This window comes from Staphylococcus equorum (assembly GCF_001747895.1).
Taxonomy (GTDB): Bacteria; Bacillota; Bacilli; order Staphylococcales; family Staphylococcaceae; genus Staphylococcus; species Staphylococcus equorum_A.
Window position 1 is genome coordinate 1 of the sequence record NZ_LNNB01000013.1, and the last position, 15,316, is coordinate 15,316.

Consider the following 15,316-nt stretch of genomic DNA (forward strand, 5'->3'; position numbering starts at 1 on the left):
GATTTTGAAACGATTAAGAGACTTCCTTTTGAAAGGAAGTCTCTTTTATTACATATACTTAGAGTGTTATTTATTTTAGAGAGAAGAATATTAAAAAAATAGCCACTCTTCTCTTAAAATCCCCATCTGTATGGCATCATAGAATTCACCTTCAACTACGCGCCCTTTACGTATACGTGCCTCTTCTATCATTCCAGTTTTATTTGCTACTTTCATCATTCTAATATTGCCAGACCATGTTGAAATACCTATTCTATTAGCATCAGTTTCTTTAAATAGATAACTAATCCATTCTTTGAATACTTGAGAACCTAATCCCTTTTCCCATTTATTATTTTTATATATAACAATGCCACATTCTAACCATCTGGATTTCTTATCTTTCCAATATGATGTGACAACACCTAAAAAATCATCTTCATATTTTATTGCTAAAGTTGATAATGTATTTTTATAAAGATATTTACTTTCTCTATATTTCTTTTCGAATTCAGTAAATGTAAAATACTCTTCTTCGATATATGGACCGTTCCATTCCTTAGATTTTTGTAATGGATCTAAATATTTCCAATAATAATAATCGTTTAAATCATCTTCATTTAGTTCTTCTAGAAGTGTCTTCTTATTTGTGTTTTCCAACTTTAATCAACTCCTACATTGTTCAGAATTTATTGATAGTATATACTTTTTACTGAATTAATTATATATAATAAATTCTATCACTCCCAAAACTTAAAACGTTTTTTTAAAGAAAACACCCCTTAACTTCTTAAGAGGGTATTTTTTGCCTATTTAGAGCCTACCCTAACCAAACACTTAAATGGGCTTGTAAAATGCAGTTTCGAATTGTATGATTAGGGTGTATGAGAAAGGGTGGGTAAATTTGATAGTTGGTTATGCACGAGTTTCAACCATTGATCAGAATTTAGATAGGCAAATTGAAAATTTAGAAGCATTTGGTGCTGGAAGAATATTCACAGAAAAACAATCGGGAAAATCGATTGAAAATAGACCAATTTTTCAAGAAGTATTAAATTTTGTACGCATGGGAGATCGTTTAGTTGTAGAATCCATCGACCGATTAGGTAGAAATTATGATGAAATTATTCAAACGGTTAACTATTTAAAAGAAAAAGAAGTCCAATTAATGATTACAAGCTTGCCCATGATGAATGAAGCAATTGGGAATCCATTATTAGATAAGTTCATGAAGGATTTAATCATTCAAATTTTAGCAATGATTTCAGAGCAAGAAAGAAATGAAAGTAAGCGTCGACAAGCACAAGGTATAAAAGTAGCTAAAGAAAAAGGCGTCTATAAAGGTAGACCTGTACTTTATTCACCAAATGCAAAAGACCCTCAAAAACGTTTAGTGTATCATCGCGTTGTAGAAATGCTGGAGCAAGGCGTTTCGATTAGTAAAATTGCTAAAGAAGTTAACATTACAAGACAGACAGTTTACAGAATTAAAAAGGACCAAGTATAATTATACTTGGTCCTTTTTAATTCTATATAAGTTTTTTGAAATGATATATCTATGAGACATATTATTGGTTTGTTTTTTTATCTATATTTTTAAATAATGAGAAAAAGAAAGTAACTATTACGTTCTTTCACTTAACAACTTGCCTCCAGAACCCACGTTATCTAGACTGTTTTCTTTTAAAATCACATAATATCCTTCTTGGGGGATTCCAGTAATACGTGAAGCAGTTTCTGTTAATTCCTCAACTAGTTGTTTTTTCTGATCTTTTGTTAAATCTAGTGTTTCTAATTTTAAAATTGGCATAATAAGCAACCTCTTTTCTAAATAAATTCTTTTTTTATTTTATTTTTATAATTTATAAAGATAATTGTTAAAATAGTTAATATGAAAACTATATTAATTAAAACAAAACTATTTAATATAGATGATAAGACAACACATATAACTATTACAATAATATTCATTTTAACCTTGGAAGAACTTAAAATACTACTATAATGCTTAGTATTAGCAAGCAATAGTATTAAATACATTGTGAAAGCAGTAATATACAAGTAATGATAATTAAATGAAGAAAAATGATCATGCTGCATTTCTTCATTAATAACTAAAAACATTATATCTATAAAATATAGAATGAATAAATGTATATATAAAGTGAAAAAACCTGTTCTTTTTGCTTTTGCTTTTTCTGTGTATTTATAATGTAAGGTATATAAAATAAATAAGGATACTAACAACATAAACATTATTATATATACTGGATTTAATGAAAATACACTTATATCACTTGCAATGAATATTAACCCTTCCCCAAACATCAATATTACAAATAGACTTAACCGTTCACTCAAATGATCAAAATAAACAGGGTGTTTTTTTGCCTGTTTTTGAAAGAACAAAGGTACTATAGAAGCTATTGTTACAGCGATCAAAAATACTAAAACATTTGAGTTACCATTAATGAATAAAGAAAAAATTGAAATTAAAGATGCTAATATAAGACTTAATACATACGGTAGAATGAGTCTTATATCAAACCTTTCTTTATTAAGAATGTAGTTCAATATATATTGCGTAGCAATACTTAAAAAAAGTAATGTTGTTATTAGAACGCCAGGCGTGAAAGTTGATTGAAAGTCTGAATCAATAGCCCTTGAAAGTAATATTATTAAAAACATATCAATAAATACAAACGCATATTGATACCATTTTTTATTAAAAAACCTATTAACTAATAATGTTCTATATACCCATATAGCTACAAAGATAAGGAAAAGCATAAAATTTTTGAGTAAATTTTCAGCCGATAAAATACCATCCGTCATGTGTGCAGTAGCTTGATTAACTTGAGAAAGTATTGAAACAAAAATCAAATCGAAAAATAATTCTGACATACTAACTTCTTTTTTATTCATGTCGCACTCCTAATGATATTTTATTTACCATTCTTGATTTGTAGGTCTAATGATAAGTTCGTTAACAGCGACGTTAGAGGGCTCATTTATTGCAAATGTTATAGCTCTAGCCATATCTTTAGGTTCTATTGTTGTTTCATACACAGAAGATACATTACCTTCTACATCCGAATCAGTAATTGTTTGAGTTAAATTAGTATTAGTAGCACCAGGACAAATAATAGTTGCTCTAATATTACTATTTTGAGACGATTCTTCCATGCGTAAGCCCTCTGTAATTGCTCTTACAGCAAATTTTGTTCCGCTATAGACAGCGCTACCAGGAGTAACTAAATGTCCAGCTACAGAAGATATATTTATTATATGACCAGAATTTTGGTTTCTCATTTCAGTAATAACAGAATAAATACCATTTAAAACACCCTTAATATTCACATCAATCATTGAGTTCCATTCATCTATCTTCTTATTATGCATTAAAGATAACGGCATAACTCCTGCGTTATTAATTAAAACATCTATCTTTCCAAAATTATCGATAGCAAACTGTGCTAATTCATTTACGTCTTGAATATTTGTCACATCTGTTTGTTTATATTTAACTATATTGTTGTCTTGTGATAATTCCTCTGAAATCTCCTTTAATTTTTCATCGTTTCTTGCTGCTAACACTAACTTTGCACCTTGTTGTGCTAATGATGTTGCTGTTGCTTTCCCTATACCACTTGATGCTCCTGTTATAAGGATAACTTTGTCTTTTATATTATTCATATTATATGCCTCCATTAATTAAATATATAATTAATGTTAAACCTTGAAGTGTACTTTATGTCAAATAAGACAATCGCTGTTTATATTATTTGTATTAACATCACGAGATTTTTCATCATAAACACCTAATTTATAGTTAATCTGATCTAGACAATCTAACTTGCTTATAATTTCATTTTTTATGCTTTCTTTATGTTCACTTAAAATTTCACGTCTTTTTTCTATCGTAGAATGCCCTTGATTAAATAAATAAACATAATACTTTATATCCTCAATCCCCATATCTGTTGCTCTTAATAATTTAATGAATTTCAACCATTCTATATTTTCATCTGTATACGTACGACTCCCATTATTATCCCTTTTAACAATAGGTAATATCCCTTCTTTTTCATAATATCTCATTGCTGAACTATTAATACCAACTATTTTCTTTACATCTTGAGCGTAGTACATGAATCATCATCTCCTATAAAGTTACTTTAACAAAAATTCAAAAACTATAATAATTTTTGAATTCAAACGTTAGTCTCAACAGTGAAAAAAGGATTAAAGATAATAGAAGGTAAAGAGAAACAAATTATATATATCTTTAAATTTTTCGTTTTTGACACAAAACCTCTTAACTTAATATTAAGAGGTTTTTCTTGGATATTTAAATCTATAAACTTGTGTTATAATCTATGTATCATAAATATCAAAACTCATGAGTTTTTAGACGATGAGAGACGCGTTTATTTGCATCGAGAATTAGATTTCGTTAATAAGTACCCATAAAACGATTAAAAGAGGTGGTATTCAAATGGCTAAAATTGGTTATGCACGTGTATCAACACAAGATCAAAGTCTTGATGGACAGATTGATACACTTGAGGAATATGGTTGCGAACGTATCTTTAGCGAGAAAGCGAGTGGTCGCAAAACGAAAAGAACGGAACTTGATAAGTGTTTGGATTATTTACGAGAAGGAGACATTCTAGTTATCTATAAACTAGATCGTCTTGGACGTACAACGAAACAATTAATTGAGTTATCTCAGTGGTTGGATGAAAACAGCATTGATTTACATATTATAGATATGAATGTATCAACAAAAGATGCGATGGGCAAGATGTTCTTTACCATGATGAGTGCATTCGCTGAACTCGAAGCTAATTTACTAAGTGAACGTACTAAAAAAGGATTAGAAGCTGCAAGAGCAAGAGGTAGAAAAGGTGGACGACCATCTTTACCAGATCACAGGAAAAGGGAAATTAAATTCTTATATGATGAACAGAAGCTTACAGGTGAAGAAATTGCTGAACAAACTAGAGTAAGTAGATCGACTGTTTACAGGGTTATTAAAGAAATATAAATATCATAGATTTTATCAAATTAGTCTTTTGCATTCCTATACCTTATGGTTTTATAATATAATTAATAAGTAGAGTGTCTATAAGATAAACACCGAGCCCGATAACTATGTCAGTAGTCATCGGGCTTTTTTTGGTGTATTTACTATGTCGTCTTATTATTTATTACATTATTAAAAATTAGTACAATCTCACATATACTGTAGCAATATAAACTATTTTAATTTGTTGCTATATCTTTGCTCGTTTTGATAATAAATAAAACAAGTAAAGTCAGACAAACAGAACCAACAAGTGTCGGAATTATAAAGAACATGCCTGCCGAATTTGATAATGCATTGCCTGAAGAATTTAACATTGTTAGACCAATGAATGCACCAATTACTGCTGAAATCAAACTAATAATAAGATTAGTAATTTTATTGTTAGTTAACCAGATTGAAAATACCACGCCAACGATTACACCTATTACTATTGTAATGATAAAATCCATAAAACCCCTCCAGTAATGTAATATTTCAAACTGCGTTAATATTAAGTAACTCCTAACTTGATAGAAAAACATAATAAATATCCTACTTACAAACTCAAATAACCTCAAAAGAAGTATGTTAAACACGTAAAATTAAAATTTTGACTTAAACAAAAGTTTATTTTCCAATTTAAATAATAAAAAAATGACCCACACCCTGAATACGTCTTGCTCAAAAAAAGAAGTTAAATCATTCGAATAAGTAATTGTTTTACGTATAAACTTTCACATTTACAAAGATTTATGATTTATACATACGAATACAGGGGATAAAATAAGTGTATATCAAATAATAAGGAGGGTTTTTTATGTCAAGATACGTTTTTCAATCGCCAAGTAGATATATACAAGGAAAAGGAGAAATAAAAAGTTTAGCCAATGAAGTTAATAAATTAGGTGATACACCCTTGATTATTTCAGATAGTTTAGTTTGGTCACTAACAAATAAAGACATAAATGAGAGTTTTGAATCTAACGAGATTAGTTACAAATACGAAGAATTTAATGGGGAAGCCTCTGAAAATGAAATAGCAAGACTTAGCCAAATAGCCAAAGAAAATAACATAAATGTGATTGTTGGCGTTGGAGGAGGAAAGACATTAGATACAGCAAAAGCAATTTCTGATGATCTTAATTCCCCTGTTATTATTGTCCCAACAACTGCTTCTACAGATGCGCCTACGAGTGCTTTGTCAGTTATCTATTCAGATGAAGGTGTTTTTACGGGTTACAGATTTTACTATAAAAACCCAAATGTAGTATTAGCAGATTCACAAATTATAGTCCAAGCACCAGTCAAATTGTTTGCGGCGGGCATGAGCGATGCTTTAGCTACTTTAGTAGAAGTTAAAGCAACTTTAAACCGTAGAGGGAAAACTATGGTGGATGGAAAACCAACATTAGCTTCTTTAGCCATTGCTGAAAAAGCAGAAGAAACAATATTTAAATACGGTAAAAGCGCCTATTTTTCTGCAACACAAGGTATTGTAACACCTCAAGTGGAGTCTATTATCGAAGCAAACACTTTACTCTCAGGACTTGGTTTTGAAAACGGTGGACTTGCTGCAGCCCATGCAATACACAATGGGTTTACAGCTTTATCAGGAGATATCCATAAACTTGGACACGGCGAAAAAGTGGCGTATGGGACTCTCGTTCAAATGGTTTTAGAAAATAGACCTTATGAAGAAATTAAAAAATATATTGATTTTTATAAATTCTTAGAAATGCCAACAAATTTAAATAATATGCATTTACACGACGTTTCTTTTGAGGATTTAGTAAAAGTGGGAGAATTAGCAAAAGATCCTAATGACACTTTCTCTAATTTAAGTGACGAATTCACTGCTGAAGACGTAGCGCAAGCTATACTAGCAGTGAATGAATTAAGTGGAGGCAAAGCTAAGTAAATTGCTCTTTATTTAGACTACGTATATATTTATTCTTATTTTGCATTTCTCTCCACTATGATGTTATAATTTAGATAACAAATATGTGTTGAACATGGTAAACACCGAGCCCGATAACTACTGGAATAGTTATCGGGCTCTTTTTGGTGTTATTACTATGTCGTCGCTTAATTATTTATCACGATTATTCAACCAATATGAAAACAACGTGATTATAACCCCCACTATAATAGGAGCTACTATAGATACAAATATGATGCTGAACATGGTGTCACCTCCTTCCATGCTAAACCAGCACAGAAGTAGAACGACGACTTCCCTATTATACCATCTGTTAATCTGCAAGCATATGCACTTCCGATAAGTTGAATTATGTAAAAAATCAAATTTATAAACCATCATACCTTATAGCTTTACGTACGCTTTTAAGTACGTTATAATGTGAGATAAAGAAAGGTAGTGATGAAAAATGAATATTAAAACGCCTACTAATGCGAGAAAAGAATTTTATGAATTACTTAAACAAGTTAATGATAGTCACGAACCCGTTATTATAAGTGGCTCTAAAAGCGAAAATAATGCAGTAATTATAGGACAAAAAGACTGGAATAGCATTCAAGAAACATTGTATCTTGAATCAACAGGAACTATGGATAAAGTTAGAGAACGTGAAAATGACAGTAGTGGTTTTACTGATATTGATGACCTAGATTGGGATAATATCTAATGGGCAATTACAATGTTTCTATTAAAAACTCAGCAAAATCAGATTTAAAGAAAATCAAACAATCACAGCTTAAAACTCAATTTTTAAAGATTGTAGAAACGTTAAAGGAAGACCCCTATTTTCCAAATCAGTCTTTTGAAAAGTTACAACCCAAACATTTGGGACGTTATTCTAGAAGAATAAACCATCAACACAGGGTGGTTTATACAGTTGATGAAGATAGTAAAGAAGTTTTAATCACCTCAGCATGGTCTCATTACGAGTAAGTCAAAATACTTTCATCATGAGTTAATATTAAAATAGCATGTTTTTATGAACTAAAATCATGCTATTTTTTACTTTTATTAATGAATTTTAATATTTTCGTTCTTACGCTTTGATTACTATATTCTTCTTTATTATCTTCTACTATCGATTCTATTAGTTGAGTATATAGTTTTCTAATATTATCTTCATTTGTTTGAGACATTTTTATACGTTGTGATTCAATAAATCCACCTTTATAAATGCCCAGTTTTTTAGCACTTTCTGAAACGCCACCAAATACATTTTTACTACGCAATGAATATTGTAAGTGTTCTTTTCGATCTCCAATCACACTTAGTTTATTTAATCTTTCTTGGGTATCCCCAGGACGTTTAGGAACTAAATCAAAAACATTATTCAATTCTTTTATTTTCCTTCTTCGAATTAATAATTCTTTTTGAAAACTTAATACTTTCTTTTGTTCTGTATCATTTAAATCAACCATTTCAACAATATGATAAACATCAGTTAACACTTTTTCGTATATAGCTAGTTGTTTCTTACTAAAATCCTTTAAAGATGTAAATAAGTCAACCGTTGCCAAAGCTTTCATAAGATTCTCCGATAAATCACTCTCATTCAGATTCAACAAATCAATATCTGATAAATTATCTATAGATAAATTTTCCATATTCATTTTACTACTATAATATTCATCTAAATTCCTTACCATATCTTCAAATCTTTCGTTAACTTCCATGATATCCCCCTTTTCTATATACTATATATCATTATAAATTTCACTACTTCGTTTTACTTTCAATCTCAAAGATATAAATATACAATTTAATTATAATTATATATTACAACAAACTTAGGGGGCTTCACATGAATATATCAACAAAATTAGCATATGAACGAAAAAATCGTAAATTAACTAAAAATAAGTTAGCAAAAAAACTCAATAGAACATTTAACAAAAGTAATTATTCTAAAAAGTTCATTACTAAACTTGAAGAAAAAGACATAGACTGGGATTTCAATACATTAGATGAAGTATCCTATTTCTTTGGATTAACAATATCAGAGTTTCTAAATAAAGGATGGAACCTATATAATAATGATGAGCTAGATGATATTGCATATTATATAAAAAAATATTTCGATGAGGGATCTATTTCCTTAAAAACAACTAAGAATTTTTCTGACCTTGTACATAATCATGATATTGTTGGAAAGAGAGATTGGATATCTTTACCAAAATACGACATAATTTTGCAAGAATACTATGACTATGCCAAACGAGATCACCAAGATGAATCTAACGATATAGTAATCCATAGAGCAGATAAATTGTTAGAGAAATTAGATATGTTTGCTTCATTTAATAAGCAAAACAATCCATTTCCTTTTCGTATAAGTTATGATAGTGCAGGACATACGAGTATTACAGATAAAAGAGAACCAATAAATTTCTTGGATTTATATAAAAAAATAGAATTAGCTTTATCTAAAATTAAAGAGTTCTATGAAGATGCTCATCCCTACTTTATGGATGATAATATTGAAGGATTAAAGAAATTAATCTCCTATAGACAAACTCAAAATATAGATTATACAACTATCAATGAAGAATTAAATATTTCACCCGAATTATTATTGTCTTGGGAAGATAATAAAAAATCTCCTAAAGCAGAAGATTTATTAAAAATATGTAATATGTTAGAAATTAAACTCGATTTATTATCCTCAAATTCATTAGAAACTGTAAATGACGTTAATTCAAGGGCTATATCAGAGAAACTACTTGCCTTATCAAACACTTACGATTTAAATGATTTTAGAAGTAATTACTTTTTCTCTGAAAGAAAAAGCAGCTTGTTACTACCAAAATCTCGTTATAGAAACATTTATCAACATCTTGAACATAAACTAACAAAAGAAATAGGAGCTAAAAAAGCATTCTCTACAATGGGTGATTTTCTTTATAAATGGTATGAATTCAATAAATTAAGAGAATTATTATTCTATCAATTAGATGGAGAAACATTAAAGACGAATGCCTTAATGTACACTGAAGAAGAAATCGATATTTATTTAGGTGAAGATTTATATCCAGAAAGCCCTATAAGACTATTAACACAACTAGTTCTCCATAGAGTAAAGAAAGAACATTCAACTAATTTCAGGCAAATCATAAAAGAAAACAAATCCATAGAATTACTCTAATGATTATAAAGAATATTTAACACAAAATCTCTTGTATCCATGCACAAGAGATTTTGTGTTTTATGCTAAATTATTAGCTTTGTAATATCCTATGTATTGATCTATTTTATTTTGCTTACTTATATAAGTAGACACATGAACAAGTATAATAAAGTTAGCAATATACAGTATCATTAAAGTTATCATAATAATCCATACTAGTATTAAGCTATTCCCAAATATTACTAACAATATTATTGCTAAAATATATATTATTGGCACGCTAAGAACGGATATGGTCCATAATTTAGGTACGATTTTCACAAAACGCTTTATAGGATGATTATGTATATAAATAATTTCATAAAGGTATCCTCTTATTTGCTTATCATAATACCTCTTACAATCCTTTCTATAATCACCCCAATTTTCAATATTAATTTTAGACAAAAGAGGTATTTTATTATTAATTTCAAAACCTTGTGAGTTTACGATATCATACCCTTTTATCAGTAGCTCATAGCGAGGTTCTTTTTCTCTTTTTATAAGATAAAATTTATTTCGTAATAATGTTAAATTTTCAAAATAAAGAAATGGAATACATATAGTTATTGTATTGATTAAAATTAGTGTAATGGCAGTTATATTAACTACTCCTTCATTTGTTTTATAGTATTCATAAATCAAATAAAGTAAACCACTATTCATTAAACCGATAATCAAATAAATCATGAGCGAACTAATAAAAAGTGTTGTTGCTTCTTCGAAAACATCTGAGTTTCTATCCTTTTTTAATTTATCATATACTCTTTGGATAAATTTCAATATTACTCCTGCTACAATAGTGGTTAAAATCCCTTTCGCTCCAATATCTAATACATAATCCCAATTCATAATTAACTCCTCTCATGTTTTATTTCTCAATCTTGTTTAAAAATATTATAAATTGCATCTCTAATATCTGATTTTAATTTTTCATCATTTTTATAACCATTTAAATTGATATATTCCGCATCGTTTTGTACATACTGTAAGAAGTCTTTAAATGTATTCACATAACCTGCATAATGATAATATTGCTCTTCTAAGTTATCGAAATCTTCTCTTGTAACTTCATATTCACCATGCCCTGCCATGAGTTTCATTTTGAGTTCTTGATTTTCTTTTTCAAGTTCATTAATGCGCTCATCTGCAGGATAAACAACCGTAGGTTTAATTCGATTACCTAATGCAGTCAGTCGTGTATATGCGGTCGGATTGAGGTCTCTAATTTCCGCAAGTTGCTTCACTTTTTCATACTCTGATTCGGTTAAATTAATATTGATTGTTTTCGCTTTTTTATGATTTTGATCTGGCATTTATATCCCCTCCATAACTAAATAAATACTCAAAAAAATAGATGCTATTTGATTGAGTGATTACTTAGTTAATATTTTAACATATAAGGGGATATTTGATGAGTAATTACTAAATATAAATACCATTTATAAAATTAGTAATTACTCACTTTTACGCTCACATTTTTGAGCGTATGGACTAAGCAAATACTTAGTAGTATTTGCTATTTTTTCGCAGAAAAAATCTTAGGGGGCTTGGGGGATTTATCCACCAACAAGCAGGGTATCTAGGCACAAAGTGGCTAGCATTCCCATTGCTTGCCAAACCTCTACAAAGATGTGAGGAAGATTGTATTATGTTATAATACAATCAACGGAGCAACGTGTCTTTCGTTAGAAAGCGAGGTGGGATTATGAGCGAACGTAAAACAATGACTGACGGAAACGAAGCTGTCGGGAAAAACCAAACCCCCGACCGCAAGGAACCGAAACAAATTAGTTTTCGTGTGAGCGAATCCGAATATTCAAAGTTACAGGCATCGGCTGAAACTTTGAATATGAGTGTGCCTTCGTTTGTTAAAAACAAGGCACAAGGGGCTCGATTAGTGGCGCCCAAATTAGACAAAGTCACGCGCCAATCGATGGCCAAAGATATGGGTAAGTTGGGCAGCAACTTAAACCAAATCGCTAAAGCTTTAAATACGTATGGCGAACGCGCAAATTTGGAATTGATGCAGCAAGATATCGCCATCATGCGTAAGGAGTTGAATCACATATGGCAACAACTAAAATAAGTTCTACCAAATCAACGTCACGGGCCATTAACTATGCCGAAAAACGTGCGGAAGAAAAAAGTGGTTTAAATTGTGATGTCGAATACGCAAAAAGTGCCTTTAAAGCTTCTCGAGAAGTTTACGGTAAAACAGATGGCAACCAAGGCCATGTGATTATTCAGTCATTCAAACCAGGTGAAGTCACACCGGAACAATGTAATGTACTCGGTTTAGAATTAGCCGAAAAAATGGCACCCGAGCATCAAGTGGCCATCTACACACATAGTGATACGGACCATATTCACAATCATATCGTTATCAATGCCGTGAATTTAGAAACAGGTAAGAAATTTAATAACGATAAACAAGCTTTACGTGACCTACGTAAAGCGAACGATGAAGTTTGTTTAAACCATGGTTTATCCATTCCAGAACCGACATCAGAATTACGCTATACACAAGCTGAACAAAACCTGATTGATAAAGGAAAAAAATCTTGGAAAAACGAAGTCCGAATGGCCATTGATGAAACACAGGCAACAGATATAGACAGTTTCAAAGAACAATTACTTCCAAAAGGGATATCTGTTGAACGTGTGACCGATAAAACCATCACTTACAGACACATTGAGGCAAATAAAAAAGTAAGAGGCAGCAAGTTAGGCGATATTTATGATAAAGGAGCGATTATTGATGGCTTTGAATCCGAGAAACAACGCAGACACACCAAATACGAATCAGAACGAACAGCTCCTGAACGAACTCCAAAAGATCAATCAACGCATAGACAACCTAGAACAGAACTTAATTGGGCAGATTTCGAACAATCAACTGAAGCCCAACGCAATGAACGAAAACGTCGTGAACGAGCTGAAAGAGCAGAACGCGAAGCTCGGGAACAGGATGATCGAGCTCGAGCAGCGAGAGCAAAGCAGATCGAATCAGAACCAAAAATTAGTAAGCGAACTAAAGGCTTCGACCTCGAACTTTAAAAACTACCTAGATAAAACAGAAACCAAAGTGATTAAAATTTCCAATCAAATGTTATCAAAAATTGATACAAAGCATATGACTGAGGATCTCGCAAAGGCATTTAGACAAGAAAAAGATGGGATGTATGAGGATCTCAAAGGGATTCGAATGGCCAACCGAGAACAGCATGAAGCATTGAATAACAGTTTAAAAGAAAATCAAAAGTTGAATAGCACTTTTAAATCGAGTATCAAAAGTATGACGCATGGTATCGGTGCTTTATACTTCGTTATTTTATTGATGGCCTTAGTTTCCATTGTGACCGGTCCGATTGGACACGTTTTGGGTATTGATAGCATGTACAGTACTTTGCATCATACGATTACACATACACAGTCTGCATGGGGCTACTTATGGTATATCGCTTATATCGTCCCTTATATACTCTTTGTTTTAATTTTGTTGGGTTGTTTATGGCTTTTAAAATTATTCGAGAATTAAATAAAAACTACTGTTAGCAATTAATGCTAACAGTAGCAAGTGTGAAACAAATAGTTACATTGAGGTCCTATTATATTAATACCTTTAATTTATTTAAATAAACAAAGTAATGCTATGTTTTAAAACAAGTAAGTCAGAATAAAATTCTAATCAGAGAAAGGAACATTTTTTTGCAATTCTTATACAGTTTTCTATTTGTTATTATTTTTGTTCCTCTTTGTATATACTTCCAACTATCCGTAGGAAGATTTCAAAAAAGAAGAACTGGTAAAAGCGATAAGAAGTTAAAAATTGATAGAAAACACTTAATTCTAGGAGCTGTATATTACTCTTTTCTAGCTGTTCTATTAGTCATAAGTAAATTATATTTTTAATTAACAAAAGCTATATGCTAAATTTTAGCATATAGCTTTTGTATCTATTTATTTTAATTCAATTGAAAAATTAACATTACTTTAAAAAAACGTTATTTCTATATAGTATCAAGACAAGAAGAAACTCGTTTCACTCGTTTCAAAAACTCTCCTGATTTTTAGAGAAAAACTCTCTTATTTCATCGTCTTTAATAAAATAATATGCCATCTTTCCAACTTTATAAAAATCAAGTACATCATTTTTATATAAAAGTCTTAAATGATGCGAAGTTGAAGCAACACTCATTTTCAATATCAAAGAAATATCACAAACACACAACTCATCTTCTTTAATCAAAGATAATATGATTTTCAATTTCTTTTCATCACAAATTTTTTCTAAAATGTTAAGTAATTTCTTAGATTTATCATCTTCTAAAAAACTTAAAGCATTATTAACTTTATCTTCATGTACACAGATCACATCGCAAGCATTTTCATGACTCATATAAAATCACACCTTAAATTAAAATATAAATCTCCAAATTGTTTGAATAGTGTTATTTTCAATAATAATAAATAAACCTAAGGCTATATAAATAACAGCCATAATCCAACGACTAAACTTCTCAACAATTTCTCCAACCCCTGGGATGTTAGCTAGTTTTTGTGCAGTAAATACCAAGAAGAAAATTAAAATTAAAAAGACAAACAAAGTAATTAATAAATTAGTAATACTTAATGTCACAAAATATGGAACAAATAAACCAATGTTATCAGCACCACAACTTGCTATCGTAACGATTGCAACCGTACCAACTAATTTAGACAATCCTTTTTCATTCAATTCTTTTTTAGCTCTCTTTTCTCCTTCACAATCATCATAAATAGCCACTTTAATCCCAAGATAAATTGGTATTAAACCCAATAAACCTAATATCCACTTCTCTGGAACATAATTTAATACAAAAGCTAAAAACAAACTAACTAATATTAAAATAATAGAACCTAAATATTGACCAACATAAATATCTCTATATTCTTTCCTAGTCTTTGCTCTAGCAAAAAATATTAATAAAATCACTAATAAATCAACTGCTGTAGCAATATAAAGAACAGCAGCAGTAATAACCGTTTGAATCATAATACACCTCATTCAAAAATATTTTTGAATGTATTGTAACTTATATTTTCAAATAATCATAGATGCTTTATTCCAATTGCTTTATTG

At 30.1% G+C, this 15,316-nt stretch carries 21 protein-coding genes; 9 read left to right on the plus strand and 12 right to left on the minus strand.

All coding sequences use genetic code 11. The features are described from left to right. Positions 1-90 precede the first annotated feature (90 nt). Entirely contained in the window at positions 91-639 is a 549-nt protein-coding gene (locus tag AST02_RS06905; protein ID WP_069816784.1) for a GNAT family N-acetyltransferase, read from the minus strand. A gap of 244 nt (positions 640-883) precedes the next feature. Between AST02_RS06905 and AST02_RS06910 the strand changes: the two genes are divergently transcribed. Further along, positions 884-1,486, plus strand: coding sequence for a recombinase family protein (locus tag AST02_RS06910; protein WP_069816786.1), 603 nt, complete (start codon positions 884-886; stop codon positions 1,484-1,486). 117 nt (positions 1,487-1,603) lie between these two features. Here AST02_RS06910 and dmpI read toward each other — a convergent pair whose 3' ends face one another. The 4 genes from dmpI to AST02_RS06930 are packed head-to-tail and all read right to left on the minus strand — an operon-like array spanning position 1,604 to position 4,131. Next, complete coding sequence (gene dmpI, locus AST02_RS06915) at positions 1,604-1,789, minus strand: 4-oxalocrotonate tautomerase DmpI (RefSeq protein WP_069816788.1); 186 nt, start codon at positions 1,787-1,789, stop codon at positions 1,604-1,606. A 17-nt stretch (positions 1,790-1,806) separates the two neighbouring features. Further along, positions 1,807-2,904: a low temperature requirement protein A gene (locus AST02_RS06920; RefSeq protein WP_069816790.1), complete on the minus strand. Its 1,098-nt coding sequence runs from the start codon at positions 2,902-2,904 to the stop codon at positions 1,807-1,809. A 24-nt stretch (positions 2,905-2,928) separates the two neighbouring features. After that, positions 2,929-3,675, minus strand: a complete 747-nt coding sequence (locus AST02_RS06925; RefSeq protein WP_069816792.1) for an SDR family oxidoreductase — start codon at positions 3,673-3,675, stop codon at positions 2,929-2,931. 60 nt (positions 3,676-3,735) lie between these two features. After that, the gene (locus AST02_RS06930) at positions 3,736-4,131 is read right to left on the minus strand and encodes a MerR family transcriptional regulator (RefSeq protein WP_069816794.1); all 396 of its coding nucleotides are present in this window, start codon (positions 4,129-4,131) and stop codon (positions 3,736-3,738) included. 346 nt (positions 4,132-4,477) lie between these two features. On the opposite strand from AST02_RS06930, the gene AST02_RS06935 reads away from it, so the two are divergent. Further along, positions 4,478-5,029, plus strand: coding sequence for a recombinase family protein (locus tag AST02_RS06935; RefSeq protein ID WP_069816796.1), 552 nt, complete (start codon positions 4,478-4,480; stop codon positions 5,027-5,029). A 218-nt stretch (positions 5,030-5,247) separates the two neighbouring features. On the opposite strand, the gene AST02_RS06940 is transcribed toward AST02_RS06935, so the two are convergent. Further along, positions 5,248-5,520 (minus strand): hypothetical protein, encoded by a 273-nt coding sequence (locus tag AST02_RS06940; RefSeq protein WP_021340009.1) that lies wholly within the window; start codon positions 5,518-5,520, stop codon positions 5,248-5,250. A 347-nt stretch (positions 5,521-5,867) separates the two neighbouring features. On the opposite strand from AST02_RS06940, the gene AST02_RS06945 reads away from it, so the two are divergent. Then, complete coding sequence (locus tag AST02_RS06945) at positions 5,868-6,968, plus strand: glycerol dehydrogenase (protein WP_069816798.1); 1,101 nt, start codon at positions 5,868-5,870, stop codon at positions 6,966-6,968. Between the two features lie 171 nt (positions 6,969-7,139). On the opposite strand, the gene AST02_RS14095 is transcribed toward AST02_RS06945, so the two are convergent. Then, positions 7,140-7,235, minus strand: coding sequence for a type I toxin-antitoxin system Fst family toxin (locus AST02_RS14095; protein ID WP_021340007.1), 96 nt, complete (start codon positions 7,233-7,235; stop codon positions 7,140-7,142). A gap of 202 nt (positions 7,236-7,437) precedes the next feature. Between AST02_RS14095 and AST02_RS06950 the strand changes: the two genes are divergently transcribed. Beyond that, positions 7,438-7,695, plus strand: a complete 258-nt coding sequence (locus AST02_RS06950; protein ID WP_069816800.1) for a type II toxin-antitoxin system Phd/YefM family antitoxin — start codon at positions 7,438-7,440, stop codon at positions 7,693-7,695. Then, positions 7,695-7,961, plus strand: a complete 267-nt coding sequence (locus AST02_RS06955; protein ID WP_069816802.1) for a Txe/YoeB family addiction module toxin — start codon at positions 7,695-7,697, stop codon at positions 7,959-7,961. Before AST02_RS06950 ends, AST02_RS06955 begins: the two co-directional genes overlap by 1 nt. Positions 7,962-8,023: 62 nt before the next feature. Here the strand turns inward: AST02_RS06955 and AST02_RS06960 are convergent, their stop codons facing one another. Continuing rightward, on the minus strand, positions 8,024-8,701 hold the full coding sequence (locus AST02_RS06960; RefSeq protein WP_069816804.1) for a hypothetical protein: 678 nt from the start codon (positions 8,699-8,701) through the stop codon (positions 8,024-8,026). A gap of 128 nt (positions 8,702-8,829) precedes the next feature. Here AST02_RS06960 and AST02_RS06965 point away from each other — a divergent pair, with 128 nt between their 5' ends. Further along, positions 8,830-10,170 (plus strand): helix-turn-helix domain-containing protein, encoded by a 1,341-nt coding sequence (locus AST02_RS06965; protein ID WP_069816807.1) that lies wholly within the window; start codon positions 8,830-8,832, stop codon positions 10,168-10,170. Between the two features lie 60 nt (positions 10,171-10,230). Here AST02_RS06965 and AST02_RS06970 read toward each other — a convergent pair whose 3' ends face one another. Together AST02_RS06970 and AST02_RS06975 are read right to left on the minus strand one after the other, a co-directional pair. After that, complete coding sequence (locus AST02_RS06970; RefSeq protein WP_069816809.1) at positions 10,231-11,043, minus strand: hypothetical protein; 813 nt, start codon at positions 11,041-11,043, stop codon at positions 10,231-10,233. Positions 11,044-11,069: 26 nt separating this feature from the next. After that, on the minus strand, positions 11,070-11,507 hold the full coding sequence (locus AST02_RS06975) for a plasmid mobilization protein (protein ID WP_069816811.1): 438 nt from the start codon (positions 11,505-11,507) through the stop codon (positions 11,070-11,072). A gap of 392 nt (positions 11,508-11,899) precedes the next feature. On the opposite strand from AST02_RS06975, the gene AST02_RS06980 reads away from it, so the two are divergent. From AST02_RS06980 to AST02_RS06990, 3 genes are read left to right on the plus strand one after another with little or no spacing between them, the layout of a single operon-like run. Beyond that, the gene (locus tag AST02_RS06980) at positions 11,900-12,280 is read left to right on the plus strand and encodes a plasmid mobilization protein (RefSeq protein WP_069816813.1); all 381 of its coding nucleotides are present in this window, start codon (positions 11,900-11,902) and stop codon (positions 12,278-12,280) included. Beyond that, positions 12,262-13,251 carry a relaxase/mobilization nuclease domain-containing protein gene (locus tag AST02_RS06985; protein WP_069816816.1) on the plus strand — a complete coding sequence of 330 codons (990 nt, stop codon included), beginning with the start codon at positions 12,262-12,264 and terminating at the stop codon, positions 13,249-13,251. The genes AST02_RS06980 and AST02_RS06985 overlap by 19 nt, the downstream gene beginning before the upstream one ends. 28 nt (positions 13,252-13,279) lie before the next feature. After that, positions 13,280-13,732 carry a DUF334 domain-containing protein gene (locus AST02_RS06990; RefSeq protein WP_141714589.1) on the plus strand — a complete coding sequence of 151 codons (453 nt, stop codon included), beginning with the start codon at positions 13,280-13,282 and terminating at the stop codon, positions 13,730-13,732. A 513-nt stretch (positions 13,733-14,245) separates the two neighbouring features. On the opposite strand, the gene AST02_RS06995 is transcribed toward AST02_RS06990, so the two are convergent. Then, positions 14,246-14,593: an ArsR/SmtB family transcription factor gene (locus tag AST02_RS06995; RefSeq protein ID WP_069816819.1), complete on the minus strand. Its 348-nt coding sequence runs from the start codon at positions 14,591-14,593 to the stop codon at positions 14,246-14,248. 18 nt (positions 14,594-14,611) lie between these two features. Further along, positions 14,612-15,229, minus strand: a complete 618-nt coding sequence (gene cadD, locus AST02_RS07000) for a cadmium resistance transporter CadD (RefSeq protein WP_069816821.1) — start codon at positions 15,227-15,229, stop codon at positions 14,612-14,614. Positions 15,230-15,316: the final 87 nt, after the last annotated feature.

What these genes read in the sequence shown, in the direction of transcription:
- AST02_RS06925 (WP_069816792.1), bottom strand. Translation starts at nt 3,675, where the DNA reads ATGAATAATATAAAAGACAAAGTTATCCTTATAACAGGAGCATCAAGT.
- AST02_RS06940 (WP_021340009.1), bottom strand. Translation starts at nt 5,520, where the DNA reads ATGGATTTTATCATTACAATAGTAATAGGTGTAATCGTTGGCGTGGTA.
- AST02_RS06980 (WP_069816813.1), top strand. Translation starts at nt 11,900, where the DNA reads ATGAGCGAACGTAAAACAATGACTGACGGAAACGAAGCTGTCGGGAAA.
- AST02_RS14095 (WP_021340007.1), bottom strand. Translation starts at nt 7,235, where the DNA reads ATGTTCAGCATCATATTTGTATCTATAGTAGCTCCTATTATAGTGGGG.
- AST02_RS06945 (WP_069816798.1), top strand. Translation starts at nt 5,868, where the DNA reads ATGTCAAGATACGTTTTTCAATCGCCAAGTAGATATATACAAGGAAAA.
- AST02_RS06960 (WP_069816804.1), bottom strand. Translation starts at nt 8,701, where the DNA reads ATGGAAGTTAACGAAAGATTTGAAGATATGGTAAGGAATTTAGATGAA.
- AST02_RS06985 (WP_069816816.1), top strand. Translation starts at nt 12,262, where the DNA reads ATGGCAACAACTAAAATAAGTTCTACCAAATCAACGTCACGGGCCATT.
- dmpI (WP_069816788.1), bottom strand. Translation starts at nt 1,789, where the DNA reads ATGCCAATTTTAAAATTAGAAACACTAGATTTAACAAAAGATCAGAAA.
- AST02_RS06975 (WP_069816811.1), bottom strand. Translation starts at nt 11,507, where the DNA reads ATGCCAGATCAAAATCATAAAAAAGCGAAAACAATCAATATTAATTTA.
- AST02_RS06920 (WP_069816790.1), bottom strand. Translation starts at nt 2,904, where the DNA reads ATGAATAAAAAAGAAGTTAGTATGTCAGAATTATTTTTCGATTTGATT.
- AST02_RS06950 (WP_069816800.1), top strand. Translation starts at nt 7,438, where the DNA reads ATGAATATTAAAACGCCTACTAATGCGAGAAAAGAATTTTATGAATTA.
- AST02_RS06995 (WP_069816819.1), bottom strand. Translation starts at nt 14,593, where the DNA reads ATGAGTCATGAAAATGCTTGCGATGTGATCTGTGTACATGAAGATAAA.
- AST02_RS06970 (WP_069816809.1), bottom strand. Translation starts at nt 11,043, where the DNA reads ATGAATTGGGATTATGTATTAGATATTGGAGCGAAAGGGATTTTAACC.
- AST02_RS06935 (WP_069816796.1), top strand. Translation starts at nt 4,478, where the DNA reads ATGGCTAAAATTGGTTATGCACGTGTATCAACACAAGATCAAAGTCTT.
- AST02_RS06930 (WP_069816794.1), bottom strand. Translation starts at nt 4,131, where the DNA reads ATGTACTACGCTCAAGATGTAAAGAAAATAGTTGGTATTAATAGTTCA.
- cadD (WP_069816821.1), bottom strand. Translation starts at nt 15,229, where the DNA reads ATGATTCAAACGGTTATTACTGCTGCTGTTCTTTATATTGCTACAGCA.
- AST02_RS06965 (WP_069816807.1), top strand. Translation starts at nt 8,830, where the DNA reads ATGAATATATCAACAAAATTAGCATATGAACGAAAAAATCGTAAATTA.
- AST02_RS06955 (WP_069816802.1), top strand. Translation starts at nt 7,695, where the DNA reads ATGGGCAATTACAATGTTTCTATTAAAAACTCAGCAAAATCAGATTTA.